This window comes from Acinetobacter sp. 5862 (assembly GCF_024494585.1).
Lineage (GTDB): Bacteria > Pseudomonadota > Gammaproteobacteria > Pseudomonadales > Moraxellaceae > Acinetobacter.
Window position 1 is genome coordinate 12311 of record NZ_JANHGP010000043.1, and the last position, 17085, is coordinate 29395.

The window sequence follows — 17085 nt, forward strand, 5'->3', positions numbered from 1 at the left end:
AAATTAGGGGTAAATCTGCTCTGATGTGCCCATCTTTTTGTCTATTTTATCTCCACTTCATATGAAAATTGCTCGACTGTCTTGCTTGGCTTTATTCAGCTTAGCTTTATTTGGTTGTGATCAAACTGTAAAAAATGCTCCCCCTACGACTTCGATTAAAGCTCGTGAACCTGTTATCGCTTTGGCTTTAGGTGGAGGTGGTGCAAAAGGCTTTGCGCATATTGGTGTCATTAAAGTTTTAGAATCTCATGGTATTAAAGCTAAGATTGTCACTGGAACAAGTGCAGGTAGCTTTGTTGGAAGTATTTATGCAAGTGGGCAAACCCCTTATCAAATGCAAAATCTCGCATTAAAACTTCAAGAATCTGATTTGCGTGATCTTACCATCAATAGCCAAGGCATTATCCTTGGGCAAAAACTGCAAAACTATGTCAATACGCAAGTTGGTAACAAACCAATTGAAAAATTTCCAATTCGCTTTGCGGCGGTTGCAACTCGTTTAGACAATGGTAAAAAAGCTGAGTTTATTAAAGGAAATGCAGGTCAAGCCGTACGAGCCTCTTGCAGTATTCCCAACGTCTTTGTTCCAGCTGTGATTGGTAATACCAAGTATGTAGATGGTGGTTTAGTCAGTCCTATTCCTGTGAAAACTGCCAAAGATATGGGTGCTGATATTGTGATTGCAGTCGATATATCTGCACGTCCAACAGGTGATAAACCATTAAGTATGTGGGGTTTATTGGATCAGACCATTAATATTATGGGGCAACAAAGTATTAATGAAGAATTGAGCCAAGCAAATGTTGTAATTCAACCGAAAGTCGGTCATTTGGGTGTACTTGATCTGAAATCGAGTAATCAAGCAATTTTAGAAGGCGAAAAATCGGCTCAAGCGAAAATTACATCAATCCAAAATGCAATTGCAACATTTAAGAAATCTCCTGCTGCATTTAAACCTGCACCAAAAGCTAAATTCTAATCATTATCTTCAGGGGCTGCTGCTATTTTATAATAATCATCAGCCCCAATATCTAAAAAAACAATCTTTTTATATTCATAAACATAATGATCTGCTACAGTGCCAAAGTGAATGTTTTTTCACCTAACTCAGTTTAATGATGCGAGCAAATCTATGGAGTTTGTAGTTGAACCTTGGCACTGGTTTGTATTAGGAATTTTGCTGATCCTTTCAGAGTTGATTTTGACCGCTTTTGCTGCGTTATGGTTTGGCGTAGCCGCAATTATGGTCTGCATTTTACTATGGCTTTTCCCAATGATGGGCTTTACCACCCAAGTGGTCACATGGGGAATTTTATCCATTTTATGTACGATTCTTTGGTTCAAGTTTATCAAACCACTTTCAATTGATAAAACTAAAGCAGGTCTAGCGCGTGAATCAACAATAGGGCAAGTGGGTATGGTGATTAAAACTGGACTTGATCATGGACAAATCGTCGTACGCTTTCCCATGCCCCTTTTAGGTTCTGATGAATGGAATTGCCGTTCTACAGCTCCAGTACAAGTTGGTGATCGTGTCCGAGTAATTGATATTTTAGGTAATGATTTAGTCGTTCAACCACACAGCAACTCATAAACATAAAGAGGGTTTCCAATGTCTGTCGGTAATATTGTTGTCTTAGCACTTTTAGCTTTTATTGGCATAACTATTTTTAAAGGGGTGCGTATTGTTCCTCAAGGGTATAAATGGATTATACAACGTCTAGGTAAATACCATACCACCCTAAACCCGGGTCTGAACTTTGTTATTCCTTATATCGATGAAGTGGCATATAAAATTACAACTAAAGATATTGTGTTAGATATTCCATCACAAGAAGTGATTACTCGAGACAATGCTGTTTTAGTGATGAATGCAGTCGCTTATATCAATCTAACAACTCCAGAAAAAGCTGTGTATGGAATTGAAAATTATACGTGGGCGATTCAAAACCTAGTGCAAACTTCATTACGTTCGATCGTCGGCGAAATGGATTTAGATGATGCTTTATCATCTCGTGACCACATTAAGGCGAAATTAAAAGCTGCCATTTCTGATGACATTTCAGATTGGGGCATTACCCTTAAAACAGTTGAAATTCAAGATATTCAACCATCTCACACCATGCAAGCTGCGATGGAAGCACAAGCAGCGGCTGAACGTCAACGTCGTGCAACGGTGACGAAAGCAGATGGTGAAAAACAAGCTGCAATTTTAGAGGCGGATGGTCGTTTAGAAGCTTCCCGTCGTGATGCAGAGGCTCAGGTAGTCCTTGCTGAATCTTCACAACGTGCGATTGAAATGATCACCACTGCTGTAGGTGATAAAGAAATTCCTGTTGCTTATTTATTGGGTGAACAATATGTGAAAGCAATGCAGGATCTATCTAAATCTAGCAATGCAAAAACTGTGGTACTCCCATCAGATGTACTTAATGCTATTCGTGGAATTATGGGGAAACATTAATTTTAATAACTCAAATGTGTTACTGTTTGTAGTAGCACATTTGATCACATGAGAATTTTAAGCTCATGATTTATATTATAGGTTTAATCCTAAGTTTCATTTATTGTGGGCAACTTTTATCCTCAGAAATACAGTCTCGTAATACTTTTCATATGAAAAATGGTGACAAACCAAATGCATTTGTTACCATTTTTCCAGCTATTCCCTTTTTCCAAATTATATTTTTAATAATCTGTTGGCTATTAAATTATTTTTTCCATCCAATTGCGATCAAAGTTTTATGTACCTTATTTATCTTCCAATTTATTTTTTGGGTTATCAATTTTAAAAGAAATCAAAAGAAAGAATAAAGAGTTGAGTATAACTGTACTTAAACTCATGATTTAAAAAATTTATTGATTAATTAATTTACGGGTCTTAACTGGCAATTTTCCTGCCACCAAATCATAAGAATCTTTAATCAAGTCTTGCAGCAAATCTGCTGTAATTTCATCACCGCTGGCAATTGATATCCAGTGTTTCTTATTCATATGGTAACCTGCCGAAATTGAAGGATATAGCTCTTGATATTCCAAGCTTTTCTCAGGCTTGCATTTTATGGTTACAAGCAACTTCCCTGAATATGCACCAATCAACATAAACATCTTGTCAAAAATTTTAAACACCTCACAATCTGGTCCAAAGGGTTGGGACTGGATTGAAAAAGCAAGTTCTTGTCCATACTCGAGTGCAAGTTGTTGTAATTGATCGTCCTTCATAAAACCGTATCCTATTTTATTTCTTATCGTTTATGGTCTTGGCTTAGATCAACTTTGGCGTGCTAACAAGAATTGAGAAATTTCAACAAGTTCTTTAGCATCATCCCCGAAATATGCTAATGCTTCAAAAGCTTGATCATGTAAAGTTTGAGCATAAGCCTGAGCTTGAGCCAATCCCATCAATGCAGGATAAGTAGATTTTTGCACTTGCTCGTCTTTACCCGCAGTTTTACCTAAAATTTCAGTGCTTGCTGTAATATCTAAAATATCATCTTGAACCTGAAAAGCTAAACCAATGCTTTGCCCAAATTGGCGTAGTTTAGGAATTGCTTGATCTGTCCCAGTAAAGACAGTCACTGCACCCATCATGATCGCGGCTTGAATCAATGCACCCGTTTTATTACGGTGAATATTTTCTAATTCAGTTTGATCAACTTGTTTACCTTCAGCTTGTAAATCAAGCACCTGTCCGCAAACCATTTTAGAGCTTGCTGTCGCCAAAATCTGCATTTGTTTTAAGACAATGGCTGCATCTGTACCTTGACCTTGTTCATCAAACAAACGGCTGCCCAATATCTCAAATGCCATGGACTGTAAAATATCACCCGCTAATAGTGCAGTATCTTCACCAAATGCCACATGACAGGTTGGTTGACCTCGACGTAACAAATCATTATCCATGCATGGCAAATCATCATGTGCTAAGGAATAACAATGTATTAACTCAATCGCAACGGCAGCACGACGGGCCGCTGCAAAATTATGATTTGGCAATAAAGCTGCTGTTGCATAACATAATGCAGGACGGACACGCTTGCCGCCCAACATTACCGCATGATGAACGGCTGACTTTAAAGGTTCAGGAATAGAAAATGCAGCCAATGCTGTCAATAAATCTTGTTGAATACGTTGTTGAGATTGTTGTAGAACATCCGCATTAACTTGAGAAATAGATGACACGATTGCCTCGGGAAATTTTAATGAAAGGATCAACCGACAAAAACTTGCCAGAATGACAACATCATAACATTATTTATTTAGAGAAATTGTTTTTGTATTTTTAATAACTTTAAAATAATAAAGCCTTCAAACGAAGGCTTTATTAATAAGATCAAGTCAGCATTTAGAAAGTATCACCCGGCACACGTACCCAACCTTCCATCAATACACGTGCACTACGACTCATGATTGCTTTCTTCACTACCCACTTCCCATCAATTAACTCGGCTTGAGCACCGACACGTAAAGTGCCTGATGGATGACCAAAACGAACTGCTTCACGCTCGCCACCACCTGCTGCTAAATTCACTAAAGTACCCGGAATTGCGGCTGCCGTTCCAATCGCCACGGCTGCTGTCCCCATCATGGCATGATGTAGCTTACCCATAGACAATGCACGTACCAATAAATCAACATCTGTTACTTCAACAGTTTTGCCACTTGAAGAAGTATAGCTTTTAGGTTCTGAAACAAAAGCGATTTTAGGTGTATGCTGACGTGCTGCTGCTTCTGAAATATCTTTGATCAAGCCCATCTGAACTGCACCATATGCGCGAATTTTTTCAAAACGTGCTAAGGCTGCGGCATCCCCATTAATATGATCTTGTAATTCTGTTCCTTGATAGCCAATATCTTCAGCATTCAAGAAAATAGTTGGAATACCTGCGTTAATAAATGTCGCTTGGAATGTTCCAACATCAGGCACAACCAATTGATCAACAACATTTCCTGTAGGGAACATATCCCCCCCCTCTTCACCATCATCAGCAGGGTCTAAAAATTCAATTTGCACCTCTGCTGCAGGGAAAGTCACTCCATCTAATTCAAAATCACCTGTTTCCTGAACCTGACCATTGGTTACTGGGACATGTGCAATAATGGTTTTTTGAATATTCTTTTGCCAAATGCGTACCGTACAAATTCCATTTTCAGGAATACGATCTGCATCGACCAAACCATTAGAAATCGCAAATGAACCGACTGCTGCTGTCAAGTTGCCACAGTTACCACTCCAATCTACAAAAGCTTGATCAATTGAAACTTGCCCAAATAAATAGTCGACATCGTGCTCTGGCTCGGCACTTTTTGCCAAGATCACAGTTTTACTGGTACTTGAAGTTGCACCGCCCATACCATCAATCTGTTTACCATAAGGATCTGGACTTCCTATAACTCGTAGCAAGAGCAAGTCACGTGCCTTTCCTGCAACTTGTGCGGCTTCAGGTAAATCATTGAGATTGAAAAAGACACCTTTACTCGTGCCACCACGCATGTAGGTTGCAGGGACTTTAATTTGTGGTACTGAACTCATGTCAATTTCATCCTTTTATCATGTTCTTGGTGCAAGTGAATGTGAGCTTAAATTATCGTAGAGTCATCTGAAATGCCATACGACTATACGATTAAAGCAAAACGTAATAGATAAAGCACATCGTATATATTGAGTAAAGTTGAATAACTCAACAATGGCACGAAAATAAACAACTGCTGTTTAAAAAACAAAATTTTGATTTAAATGTCTAAAATACCACCACAACTTAGTTTACCATTTGTTCAAATATATGATTTTAAATAACTTTTAAAAACCACTTTCCAGTCATAGCCAAGCTGTACTTTTACTAGGCTAAAACTTTGCAATCTATTAGAATATTCCACTTATTCCTTGTCGAGCTCAGTCCTTTGAACAACGATTCTTCTCAACTTCAGCGTGGACTAAAAAACCGCCATATCCAGCTCATTGCTATGGGTGGAGCTATTGGTACGGGCTTATTTTTAGGTTCTGCGCAAGTCATCCAGTCTGCTGGACCATCAATTATTTTGGGTTACGCAATCGGTGGTTTGATTGCCTTTCTCATCATGCGCCAATTAGGTGAAATGATTGTCGAAGAACCTGTCGCTGGTTCATTTAGTCATTTTGCTTATCAATATTGGGGGAAGTTTCCAGGATTCTTATCAGGTTGGAATTATTGGGTACTATATATCCTTGTTGCGATGAGTGAACTGACTGCGGTTGCAAAATACATTAACTACTGGTGGCCTCATATTGCGGCTTGGCAATCAGTGTTATTTTTCTTTGTCATTATTACGGCAATTAATTTAACTAACGTTAAATTATATGGTGAATCAGAGTTTTGGTTAGCTATCATTAAAGTCACAGCTGTTGTCGCTATGATTTTATTTGGTTTGTTTTTACTTTTCACAGCAGATGCGAATTCAACAGCCTCATTTAGTAACCTTTGGTCACATGGTGGATTCTTTCCAAACGGTTTTGATGGTTTGTTTTACATGCTTGCCTTTATTATGTTTGCTTTCGGTGGAATCGAACTGATTGGTATGGCTGCGGCAGAAGCGAATGATCCAAAGAAAACCATTCCAAAAGCAATTAATCAAGTTGTTGTGCGTATTTTGGTTTTCTATGTTGGCTCATTAGCGATTCTCCTTTCACTTGTGCCTTGGAACCAACTGGATTTAGGTGGTTTAGACAAAAGTCCATTTGTGATGATTTTTAGTCAAATGGGAATTAGTTGGGCGGCTCATTTACTTAACTTCATTATCTTAACAGCAGCTTTATCTGTATATAACAGCGGTATGTTTGCCAATAGCCGTATGCTTTTCGGTTTAGCACAACAAGGGAATGCGCCTAAAGTTTTCGCTAAAGTAAATAAACAAGGTGTACCGATTCCTGCTGTTTTATTATCTGCTTTATTGATTTTTGGTTGCGTACTGTTGAACTATTTTGTTCCAGAAGATGCCTTAGGTCATTTGATGTATGTAGTGGTTGGTGCTCTAGTGCTTAACTGGGCGATGATCAGCCTAACTCATTTAAAATTCAAAGCGATGGTCAAGGCAAAGAATTTAAAAACGAGTTTCCCTGCGTTATGGTCACCAATCAGTAACTACTTAGTCTTAGTTTTCATTGCAGTCGTACTTTACATCATGTGGCAACAAGGTTTCAAAGAATCTGTGCTGATGATCCCAATCTGGATTGTATTGATGTTTGTGCTATATAAAGCTTTAAATCTTAAAGCGAAAGACTAAATATCTGATCAAATTCATCAAAAAGTGATTGCTTAGGCAATCACTTTTTTGTTTATAATCATAAAATTATGCGCTTATAGCTTAACTGGATAGAGCAGTTGCCTCCTAAGCGACCGACGTGGGTTCGAGTCCCGCTGAGCGCACCATTTAGATAATTGAGATATAAACACTCGCATCCTTGAATAAAGTAAAAATCGATAAATAATTAATTTTTAAAAATAAATTTAACTATTTAATTAGCTAATAATCCTTTCAATTCGGTGAGTAAATCTTGCTGGTCTATCTCAGACGGATGAAAACTAGCTTTATAGAATGCTAAATAATCAGGCAGTAAACGCCATGTCATTTGAGTCAGCCCTAAAAGCGTTTGAGCATTTTTTAAAAGTTGTGCTGGGGAGTAGAAGGTATTTTTGCGGTCTTGCCAGGCAAGATGACTGGTCATCACAATCGTACTAGTTATAAATCCCACTGTGGAAAGCTCATCGATAGTGCTGTGATAAAATGTGACATTAGCGTAGATTCAGTATAGTGCGCTTTAATTTTCTCAGGTTTAAACTGCGTTTGGTGCACCGTACTTGTATTATGTAACATTATGGCTTTCCTTCCCCTAAAACTAAAACGCAAACAGCTTGAACTACATTAACAAGACCACCAAGAAATCATATATTCAACAGCAAACCTACAAGAGCTACATGATCCCTTGAACAAGCTTAGATATAAATTCATCATAGTTCCAAATTAGAACTATGATTGAATTATAATCTACTATTCATGCTGTCAATTTGTTTTTCATGTATTTTCTCAATTTGTCCTATAAAGATATTTTGTGACCTTAAAGCAGTTATTTGCTAAATCAAGGCTAGATAAATCAATAGATGCGCCTAAATATCCCAAGACTTTTCAATTAATGTGATTTGACTGTGAACGCTTTGATGTTCTGCTTGTTTTACTGTGCACCATAATTCCATAAATTCTTTACCTAAATATTCTGTAAGTATCTTGTTATTTTTAAACAATTTTAAAGCTTCAATTTGCTCAATTGGCAATAAATAATGTTTAGATTTAAACGTAAGTTGATTGATTTGTTTCGGTACTTCTAACTGGTGTGTTAAACCATAGAGTGTGCCAATCAAAATCATGGCAATGCTAAGATAAGGATTACAATCTGCTCCTGCCACACGGTATTCCAATCTTTGATTTTCTTGATCAGAGCACGGTATTCGAATAGCGACATTACGGTTATTCAGCCCCCAACTCGCCTCTAAGGGAACATGATGACCTGTTTTAAAGCGTCTAAAAGAGTTTAAATTGGGTGCCAAAATTGCCATCGAACTTGGCATTAACCATAACAAACCACTGATGACTTTTAAGAGATCTTGAGATAACTCATCTTTCCGAGGACTAAAAATATTGTTTTGATCGTGATCAAGCAAACTCATATGAAAATGCATGCCACTGCCCGCTTTTAACAAATCTGGCTTTGCTAGAAAATTTGCACGAAATCCGTGTTTATGTGCAATTTGTTTAATGGTTCGTTTTAACAACATAATCTGATCACATAACTTTAAAAGATCACATGTGTGTTGCAGATTAAGCTCATATTGCCCTAAAGATGCTTCAGAAATAATTCCTGTAATTATAATATTCTGTAGTTTAGCGATAGCTTCAATCTCATCTAAAATTTGTTGATGTGTATCAGAGAGATGAATATCAAAACATTGAGTTATTAATTCTTGAACTTCCTGTTCCCCATTCAACGGCTGCAAATAAAATTCTATTTCTGCAGCAATACAAGGGTGATAATTTTTTTCATGTAATTGTTGGAGTATTCTTTTTAAAATATTACGAGGTTCAATTAAACATTCTTGATGGCGATCATCTTTCATCGTCAATAACAATTGAGCATTAGTTTCAGGCTCAATGGCGCAAGGTTGCAATGAACCTAGGATAGGCTGACACAAATGATCTGGTTCACCAATAAATTTACCCAATCCTGTTTCTTCTATCACATTTCCATTTAGACTCATCGCATAAATAGAAATAGGTAAATAACATGCTTTCACCAATTGTGTTAATCATTTGACATCAATTCTTTTACCTCGTAGATGTCCATTCAAATCATACAAATAAATATCAATATGTTGCGTATTTGGATACTTTTCTAAATAATGATCTACTTCCTGTAAAAATAATCCCTTATCGAACAGAATATTTTCAGATTTTTGCTCATTTGATTGATTAATCACATTATTAGAATTTAATAGCTGATTCAATTCTACAAAGACAGCATTCATAAATTAAACCAAGTTCATATTGTTATGAATAGAATAATTTATGCTTATAAATATGTAACGTTAAGATAATATAAACTCATCTCAGCTCAGTATAAATTTATCGTAAAATTCAAATAACCATTTAGCATTTTATTAGACATCATAAGCACTGACCGATGTAATTTTACGAATTCTAACAATCAATTCCTTCTCGATATAATTCACAGATACAACCAACATCAAACCAATCATAAAAGATCCAATGATATCAAATGGAAAATGAACCCCAACATAAATCCTTGATAGACCAACGACCATACCGACAAAAATACCAAATACACCAATCTTCTTAAAACCTGCTAACCAATATGAAAAAGCAATGATTGCAATGGTTAAGGTATGCTGACTGGGAAATGATGAACTTGGACCATGGCCAATAAGTTGATGACCTAGTCCTATTTCAAACGGACGTGGATGATGGTAGAAGATTTCAGCTAGATCACTCAAGATTAAAGAAAGCAACACAATTAAAAGTGTTTTAGCGAATAAATAATTATAGATTTTCCATTGATAAACTAATAAAAATAAAAGAAAACATATAAAAACTGTATTTAAATCATGAGCTGTAAATATGGCAACTCTATCCACAATCGCATTCTGAGTCGCAAATGAGTTTATGCAATCAAACAAGTAAATGTTTAAGCTTTCAAATATCATTGCATATTTATCTTTTTAGATTCGCTCACTGCAATATATAAGCGAATCATGAAAGAATGATTAAATCTCTATCAAAATTAATTTTAAATAATCTCTAGCTCTTGCATTTCACTAAGCAAACTTTTTACGATATTGATTAGGCGAAATTCCTGTCCAATGGCGATAAGCTTTCCTAAAGTTTGAAGTATCTGAAAAACCAAGTCTTTCGGCAATTTCGTCCATACTCAGTGTTGTCGCGGCTAGATACTCATCGGCAAGACGTGTTCGCGTACTATCCAATATTTCTTGGTAACTCACGTTCAGATCGGCTAAACGGCGATATAAAGTTCTTTTAGATACATTTAATTGATCTGCCATCTGTTGAGCAGTTGGAAAATTCCCAACACTGTCCAAAAAAATAAGACGAATCGTTTTGATCAGTTCAGATTCCTCATCATTTTCATCTCCCAACATCCGTTCACAAAAAGATTGGCACATATCCGCAGTAATCGGGTTTGCATTTGGACAAGGCGCATCTAACCATGCTAAATCGAAATGCCATTGCATCACCTCTGCATCAAATTCCACAACACAACCAAACACCTTTTGGTATTCATCTGCATATTCAGGGGCAGGATAAGGCAGCAATAACCTTTTAGCCTGAAACGGCGCTTCAAGTACGCACTGAATTAAGGTTTGCATTGAACTAAACCAGAACTCGCAAATTAATGGCAATAAATGTCCTAAAGCGATAATTTCCTTAGCCTCAAAAATTGCAGTATCATTTTGTATATAAAATGATTTTTGTAATACTGGACTGGCTAATTTGATATGACGAATGCCAAGTTCAACGGCTTGTTGAAAATTGCGGGAAGAGTAAAGTGCATAACCATACACCCCGAAATCTGATAATTTTTGTTTTTGCCCTGCCCGAAGCCCAATCAATGGATCTTTAGACAAGGATTGGATATTTTGAAATAACTTCAACTTTTGATATTGAGATATTGTTGTGGTCGCACTTGTCAGCGCATCATGCGCAATACCCGTACCGTCCAATATCTGAGCGATGGAATATCCTTGTTTCTGCATTTCATCAAACAGACTGGTTAAACCAAGTATAGGCGTGCCCTGACCGAATAGCGTATGATCATAACGAGCTTCAATATAAATATTTTGCTCAATATTCTGTTTAGGCATTTTTACTTTATCCATTCGATCAGTAGATAATGGCACTAAATTACTTTTTGTTGTCTCAATTTAACATCGACTAAAAATTCAATCAATCATAAAGTCTATTTCTACCAATAAGCATGGAAGGAGCAACAATGACACTTTCTCATTCGCAGGAATTTAGCGACTCAGCAACTAAACATATGCGCTTGGTATTCGCCCAACAACGTGCTGCTTTTGATGCGCATCCATATCCTGATCTCGATGCTCGACGTACAAAATTATTCAAACTTAAAAAACAAATTATTCGTTACCAAGATGTTATCGCTGCTGCCATCAATAGCGACTTTAGTTCTCGATCGGTAGATGAATCAAAATTATTGGATTTATTAGGCTCTGTTTTGGAAGCAGAACATGCTATTCGACATTTACGTAAATGGATGCGACCGAGTAAGCGAAGTACTGAATTACTGTTTTTATCAAACCTTCTGGCTGTCCAATATCAACCGAAAGGTGTGGTCGGCGTGATTGTGCCGTGGAACTTCCCTGTTTATTTAGCACTTGGCCCATTGGTTGCGGCAATCGCTGCGGGTAATCGAGTCATGATTAAACTGCCCGAGATTACACCTGCAACCAATGCAGTGCTGAGACGCATGCTGGCTGAAGTTTTTACTGAAGATGAAGTTTGTATTTTCGGTGAAGAAATTCTTGATCCAGCACAATTCACATCACTCCCTTTTAACCATATTGTATTTACAGGTTCACCTGCAATTGGTCGAGTGGTAATGCGTGCAGCAGCAGAAAACCTAACGCCTGTCACATTAGAATTAGGTGGTAAATCCCCTGCGCTTGTCAGTCGACATTATCCCTTAGCCGATGCAGCTAAACGCGTATTGCATGGTAAGGCAACCAACTGTGGGCAAATCTGTGTTGCACCTGACTATGCGCTTGTGCCGAAAGAACAAGTGAATCAGTTTGCAGAAGAATGTAAAAAGAATTTTACGGCAATGTATGGCAGTAACATCAGCAATAATTCTAACTACACCTCTATCGTCAATGATCGCCATTTCAAACGTTTATTAGAAATCCTAGACGATGCCGAAGCCAAAGGTGCTCAAATTATTGCCTGTGCCGAGTATGATCGTGATAAAGATGCACGTCGTATGCCTGTACATATTGTGCTGAATTGCACACCCGACATGCGTATTCTCAAAGAAGAGCTGTTTGGCCCAGTATTGCCCGTAGTTGCTTACGATAACGTTGATGACGCGATCGCCTATATCAAAGCAGGTGAACGACCTCTGGCACTCTATTGTTTCACTCATGATTCAACTGAACGTGACCACATATTAAAACAAACTCATTCAGGTGGTGTTACGATTAATGATTGGGGTTGGCATGTGGTCAACCATGATGCACCATTTGGTGGTATTGGTAACTCTGGTATGGGGACTTATCACGGTGAAGAAGGTTTCCGTGAGCTTTCACATGCGAAAACGGTTTTTGCTCGCCATCGCTTCTTCCCAACGCAATTATTCTATCCACCTTATGGCACTTGGGTGCAAAAACTTGCTTTGGGTTTCTTCTTGAAAAAAGGCGACCCAAACCTAAAATAAACGGTTTATTCGTCCGAAAGAGAGTTTTTCAAACTCTCTTTTTTATTTCCAATTTAGGATTGTCCTTGAAAACGTAACCCCACCCCTGCGATGGTAAAAATATATTTTGGAGTGACCGCAGAATCTCCAATTTTGCTGCGGAGTTTTTTCACCAAGATTCGAAGATAATGGGTATCTTCTTCATGGCTAATGCCCCATAACTCGGTCATAATTTGCTTTTGCGTAACAATCTTCCCCTGATGGCGAATCAATAGTGCTAACAGTTGAAATTCTTTTTTGGTGAGAACAATTTCTTCCTGAGCAAATCTCACCACATGTTCAGCCACATCCACAGATAATTGACCATCATCAAATACAATGTTCTGTTCAGACTGTTGTGGTTTATTACGAAACATCACTCGAATACGGGCACATAATTCCTGAATGCTAAACGGTTTGGTCACATAATCATTCGCACCTGCATCGAGCAATTTAATTTTTTGATTTTCATCAGGACGGGCAGATAACACAATCACAGGAATATCTGACCATTGCCTCATCTCAGTCAACACCTGCTGTCCTTCCATATCAGGTAAGCCCAAATCTAAAATCAGTAAATCCGCACCTCGGGTTACCAAAATTTCTAAGCCTTGCATGCCATTTTCAGCAACATGCACCTGATAACCTTGCGCACGTAAAGCAATATCCAAAAATTTTCGAATTTGAGGTTCATCATCAATAATTAAAATTGATGCATTCGGATGGGTTGTTTGCGGCATAAAAATGTTTTTAGTCCTGATGTAACGGTAATCGTATGCGAATTAAGGTGCCTTGACCATCTGTTCCGCCAAAAGCTTCGATACTGCCCATATGAGCGCCAATAATGGCTCTGACAATCGCTAGTCCTAAACCTGTCCCCGTTTTCCCTCGATCACCGCGTTGCATGGTGTAGAACATATCAAAGATTTGCTGGCGTTCCTCTTCGGGAATGCCAATCCCTTGGTCGATAATGTCAATTTGCAGAAATTGTTCCTCTTGATGAATCTTTATTTCAATCGGAACATTCTCTGGTGAGAACTTGGCTGCATTTTCCAAGACATTAAAAATGGCTTGTTCAATCAAAGCTGGATGCACATACAATTGTGGAAGTTCTTCGGCCAAAGCAACTTCGACTTTCACCTCAGGCTGATAGCGTTTCAGTCGTTGCGTTGCCGAGCCAATCAGCTCATCCACACCGATCCAAGCACGACTTAAAGTCAAACCCTGATGACCTAATCGAGTCATATCCAACAGGTTTTGTATATAACGATCCAGTCGTTCCCCTTCAATGTGAATAGTGTCTAATAATTCATGGCGATCACTTTCAGGCATTTGTTCACCATAATATTTTAGCGTATCTGCTGAACCAATCATCGCGGCTAAGGGTGAACGTAAATCATGCGATACCGAAGAAAGCAAAGCTGAACGCAGCTTTTCCGTTTCAGCCACTACTCTAGAATTTTCCAACTGTAAAGAGAGCTGAACCCGAGCAACAGTTTGGGCAATATCTTCAATCATCAACTCCGTTAAACGTTGCAATTCAAAACTAATGCTTTGAGCGTTTTGATGAAACCGAATTGCAATCACCCCATATTCTTTCACCAAATTTAACGGAATAAACCACCAATCAGAATTGGTCAACGTATTGGTAAAACGTCCACAGGGTTTCGCATTCTTTTGTGTCCAATCTGCGGCAATCTGATCTTTTTCATTTAATGCAGATGCATCACCTAAAGACTGATTTTCAAATTTTAACCAGACTGTCGCATTTAATGAAGTTTCCAAATGTTGTTTGGCCACGGTTAATACCTGTTCAATATCTACACAGGTCGATAGCTTGCGCTCTAGTTCCTGTAACTGTAACGACACTGAATTTGCAGCACGTAAACTCAAGACCTGAGCACGTAATTGATTGGCTAAACGCCCGACCAGTAAAGCTGAGACAATGAACGTGATAATGGTAATCACCCCACGTTCAGCACTAATCATAAAGGTAAAGCGAGGTTCGATAAAAAAGTAGTTGTAGAGTAAAAAACAGATGAATACGCTGATAATTGTAATCAACATACGTGCGCGTATCGCAACCAGTAATACGGTCACAATAAAAATTAAGGCTAAATCACTATACCCAATGAAATGATCACTGATTGCAGCCACAATCAATCCTAGCAATACAATGATAATACTTTCAAACACTTCACGTTGATTAAACGCCAAGCCTTGTTCCAGCCAAAATGAATGAGCTACATCTTTCTGCAAATGCTTTTCATTATTTTTGGCTTTTAAAGGCTGAACAAAGGTGATTTCAAAAGGATGCTGTTTCTCTAACAGTTGATCAGCAATATGATCTGAAAATAAGCGCTGCCATAGCGATTTTTGAGGACTTTTTCCGAGCAAAATATTAGATGCACCATAATCATAAGCCGCCTGTAAAATGGTCGATGCAATATGATTGCTATACAGCAAATAGGTATCGGCACCGAGCTTACGCGCTAGATTAAAAGCCTTCGTCACTGCAAAGGCTTGGGGCGTTTCAACCTTACTTCTTTGAATTGAAATGACGCTCCACGTTGCATTGCGCCTTTCTGCAATTCGATGCGCACGGCGTACCAAATCTTCAGAGAATTCAGAACCATCAATTGCCAACATGACGTGATTTTGAATCGGGATGATCTGCCCTTGCGCAACAAATTTTTCTCGATAATCAATATCGACTTGCCCTGCAACAGTTTGAATTGCCAGATCACGTAACGCTGTCAAATTCGCAGCTTTAAAAAAACCTTGTAATGCATGGGGTGCAACATCGGCGAAATAAATCTTGCCATGATTCATTCGTTCTAATAATTCAGGAACAGGTAAATCAACCAGTCGAATATCTTTCAAACGTTTAAGTAATGCATCGGGGACAGTTTCAGTGACCCGAATCCCCGTAATTTGAAAAACCACATCATTCAGACTTTCCAAATGCTGAATATTTAAGGTGCTATAGACATCAATGCCTGCATCCAACAACTCATTGACATCTTGCCAACGATATTCATGCCGACTATTGGGTACATTGCGATGGGCAAGTTCATCAACAAGCACAATTTGAGGCTTTAATTTAAGAATTTGGTCGAGATCCATCTCTTCCAACATTCGCCCCTGATATTCCACAGACTTTCTTGGAATAACATTCAACCCTTGAATCAAACGTTCGGTATCAGATCGACCGTGGGTTTCTACGACCCCGACCATCACATGCTGCCCTTGTTGCGTCAATTCATGCGCTCGGGTCAGCATGGCATAGGTTTTCCCTACCCCAGGTGCTGCACCCAAGAAAATGGTCAAACGTCCAGATTGTTCACGTTGACTATGCGCCAACCATGCATCTGCTTTATTGTTTCGGTCGATCTGCATAATTACGCTCTATCAACGTGTGGTCGATGACAATTGATCTAAGGCTAAATTTAACTGCAACACATTCACTCGCGCTTGCCCATAGATGCCGAATTGTGCAGACTGAATTTGTTGTTGTACCAAATCACGAACTTGCTGCTCAGGTAAATGACGTTGCTGTGCCACTCGTTTCACCTGTAATAAAGCACTTTCAGGTGAAATATCAGGGTCAATCCCGCTGCCTGAAGCCGTCACCATCTCATTCGGCATGTGTTGCTCAGTCATCTGATTGTTTTGCGCAAATTGTGCTGTTCGCTCTTTAATTTGTGTTTGTAAATCAGGATTAGAGATTGCTAAATTACTCCCCGCCATCCCATCAACATTGTAACTTACTGCATTTGGTCGCCCATGAAAATATTGTTCACTAACAAAGTTTTGTCCGACCAAACTTGAACCAATAATTTTACCATTCAGTTCAATGACACTGCCATTGGCTTGTTTGGGAAAGATCAACTGCGCAATCGAGACACTTGCTGTCACGTAGAACATGCCTGCAATGAAAAAACCAACCACAATCAAACCCAGACTCGGACGTAGGACTGAATGTCCTATACGAGATAATGCTAAGTCCTGTTGATTCAATTGCTCATGACTCAATAAAGTATTCATATCTC

The 17085-nt window shown here is 38.4% G+C and carries 14 protein-coding genes, 1 tRNA gene and 2 pseudogenes; 6 read left to right on the forward strand and 11 right to left on the reverse strand.

The genetic code is table 11. From position 1 onward, the window contains the following. The first annotated feature begins 61 nt into the window (after positions 1-61). From NO346_RS07560 to NO346_RS07570, 3 genes are all read left to right on the forward strand, one after another. Entirely contained in the window at positions 62-979 is a 918-nt protein-coding gene (locus tag NO346_RS07560) for a patatin-like phospholipase family protein (RefSeq protein WP_046739409.1), read from the forward strand. 153 nt (positions 980-1132) lie between these two features. Beyond that, positions 1133-1594, forward strand: coding sequence for an NfeD family protein (locus NO346_RS07565; protein WP_004664545.1), 462 nt, complete (start codon positions 1133-1135; stop codon positions 1592-1594). An 18-nt stretch (positions 1595-1612) separates the two neighbouring features. Then, positions 1613-2464, forward strand: a complete 852-nt coding sequence (locus tag NO346_RS07570) for an SPFH domain-containing protein (RefSeq protein ID WP_005161878.1) — start codon at positions 1613-1615, stop codon at positions 2462-2464. Between the two features lie 392 nt (positions 2465-2856). Here the strand turns inward: NO346_RS07570 and NO346_RS07575 are convergent, their stop codons facing one another. The 3 genes from NO346_RS07575 to prpF form a co-directional block, all read right to left on the reverse strand. Next, positions 2857-3222, reverse strand: a complete 366-nt coding sequence (locus tag NO346_RS07575; protein ID WP_087535756.1) for an MmcQ/YjbR family DNA-binding protein — start codon at positions 3220-3222, stop codon at positions 2857-2859. 48 nt (positions 3223-3270) lie between these two features. Next, positions 3271-4182 carry a polyprenyl synthetase family protein gene (locus tag NO346_RS07580; RefSeq protein WP_256414777.1) on the reverse strand — a complete coding sequence of 304 codons (912 nt, stop codon included), beginning with the start codon at positions 4180-4182 and terminating at the stop codon, positions 3271-3273. A 163-nt stretch (positions 4183-4345) separates the two neighbouring features. Beyond that, positions 4346-5533: a 2-methylaconitate cis-trans isomerase PrpF gene (gene prpF, locus NO346_RS07585; protein WP_256414778.1), complete on the reverse strand. Its 1188-nt coding sequence runs from the start codon at positions 5531-5533 to the stop codon at positions 4346-4348. 368 nt (positions 5534-5901) lie between these two features. On the opposite strand from prpF, the gene NO346_RS07590 reads away from it, so the two are divergent. Together NO346_RS07590 and NO346_RS07595 are read left to right on the forward strand one after the other, a co-directional pair. After that, positions 5902-7260 carry an amino acid permease gene (locus NO346_RS07590; protein WP_256414779.1) on the forward strand — a complete coding sequence of 453 codons (1359 nt, stop codon included), beginning with the start codon at positions 5902-5904 and terminating at the stop codon, positions 7258-7260. A 70-nt stretch (positions 7261-7330) separates the two neighbouring features. Then, positions 7331-7406 (forward strand) — tRNA-Arg (locus tag NO346_RS07595). An 86-nt stretch (positions 7407-7492) separates the two neighbouring features. Here the strand turns inward: NO346_RS07595 and NO346_RS07600 are convergent. The 5 genes and pseudogenes from NO346_RS07600 to NO346_RS07615 form a co-directional block, all read right to left on the reverse strand. Beyond that, positions 7493-7732 (reverse strand): annotated as a pseudogene (locus NO346_RS07600) (metal-dependent hydrolase); the annotation flags it as partial. Beyond that, a complete protein-coding gene (locus NO346_RS14930) occupies positions 7717-7851 on the reverse strand; it encodes a hypothetical protein (protein WP_371924535.1) in 135 nt (44 codons plus the stop codon). The pseudogene NO346_RS07600 and the gene NO346_RS14930, both read right to left, overlap by 16 nt. A gap of 290 nt (positions 7852-8141) precedes the next feature. Then, positions 8142-9554 (reverse strand): annotated as a pseudogene (locus tag NO346_RS07605) (glutamine synthetase family protein). A gap of 132 nt (positions 9555-9686) precedes the next feature. Further along, on the reverse strand, positions 9687-10250 hold the full coding sequence (locus NO346_RS07610; RefSeq protein WP_256414780.1) for a phosphatase PAP2 family protein: 564 nt from the start codon (positions 10248-10250) through the stop codon (positions 9687-9689). A 111-nt stretch (positions 10251-10361) separates the two neighbouring features. Further along, on the reverse strand, positions 10362-11426 hold the full coding sequence (locus tag NO346_RS07615) for an AraC family transcriptional regulator (protein ID WP_256414781.1): 1065 nt from the start codon (positions 11424-11426) through the stop codon (positions 10362-10364). 128 nt (positions 11427-11554) lie between these two features. On the opposite strand from NO346_RS07615, the gene NO346_RS07620 reads away from it, so the two are divergent. After that, complete coding sequence (locus tag NO346_RS07620) at positions 11555-13015, forward strand: coniferyl aldehyde dehydrogenase (protein ID WP_256414782.1); 1461 nt, start codon at positions 11555-11557, stop codon at positions 13013-13015. 53 nt (positions 13016-13068) lie between these two features. On the opposite strand, the gene NO346_RS07625 is transcribed toward NO346_RS07620, so the two are convergent. From NO346_RS07625 to kdpC, 3 genes are read right to left on the reverse strand one after another with little or no spacing between them, the layout of a single operon-like run. Further along, positions 13069-13773, reverse strand: a complete 705-nt coding sequence (locus NO346_RS07625; protein ID WP_256414783.1) for a response regulator — start codon at positions 13771-13773, stop codon at positions 13069-13071. A gap of 10 nt (positions 13774-13783) precedes the next feature. After that, entirely contained in the window at positions 13784-16432 is a 2649-nt protein-coding gene (locus NO346_RS07630; RefSeq protein ID WP_256414784.1) for a sensor histidine kinase KdpD, read from the reverse strand. A gap of 12 nt (positions 16433-16444) precedes the next feature. Next, complete coding sequence (gene kdpC / locus NO346_RS07635) at positions 16445-17080, reverse strand: potassium-transporting ATPase subunit KdpC (RefSeq protein ID WP_256414785.1); 636 nt, start codon at positions 17078-17080, stop codon at positions 16445-16447. Positions 17081-17085 lie beyond the last annotated feature (5 nt).

Bases quoted from the DNA above. Each gene is read 5' to 3' on its own strand.
- NO346_RS07560 (WP_046739409.1), top strand. From the start codon at position 62: ATGAAAATTGCTCGACTGTCTTGCTTGGCTTTATTCAGCTTAGCTTTA.
- NO346_RS07565 (WP_004664545.1), top strand. From the start codon at position 1,133: ATGGAGTTTGTAGTTGAACCTTGGCACTGGTTTGTATTAGGAATTTTG.
- NO346_RS07570 (WP_005161878.1), top strand. From the start codon at position 1,613: ATGTCTGTCGGTAATATTGTTGTCTTAGCACTTTTAGCTTTTATTGGC.
- NO346_RS07575 (WP_087535756.1), bottom strand. From the start codon at position 3,222: ATGAAGGACGATCAATTACAACAACTTGCACTCGAGTATGGACAAGAA.
- prpF (WP_256414778.1), bottom strand. From the start codon at position 5,533: ATGAGTTCAGTACCACAAATTAAAGTCCCTGCAACCTACATGCGTGGT.
- NO346_RS14930 (WP_371924535.1), bottom strand. From the start codon at position 7,851: ATGTTACATAATACAAGTACGGTGCACCAAACGCAGTTTAAACCTGAG.
- NO346_RS07610 (WP_256414780.1), bottom strand. From the start codon at position 10,250: ATGATATTTGAAAGCTTAAACATTTACTTGTTTGATTGCATAAACTCA.
- NO346_RS07615 (WP_256414781.1), bottom strand. From the start codon at position 11,426: ATGCCTAAACAGAATATTGAGCAAAATATTTATATTGAAGCTCGTTAT.
- NO346_RS07620 (WP_256414782.1), top strand. From the start codon at position 11,555: ATGACACTTTCTCATTCGCAGGAATTTAGCGACTCAGCAACTAAACAT.
- NO346_RS07625 (WP_256414783.1), bottom strand. From the start codon at position 13,773: ATGCCGCAAACAACCCATCCGAATGCATCAATTTTAATTATTGATGAT.
- NO346_RS07630 (WP_256414784.1), bottom strand. From the start codon at position 16,432: ATGCAGATCGACCGAAACAATAAAGCAGATGCATGGTTGGCGCATAGT.
- kdpC (WP_256414785.1), bottom strand. From the start codon at position 17,080: ATGAATACTTTATTGAGTCATGAGCAATTGAATCAACAGGACTTAGCA.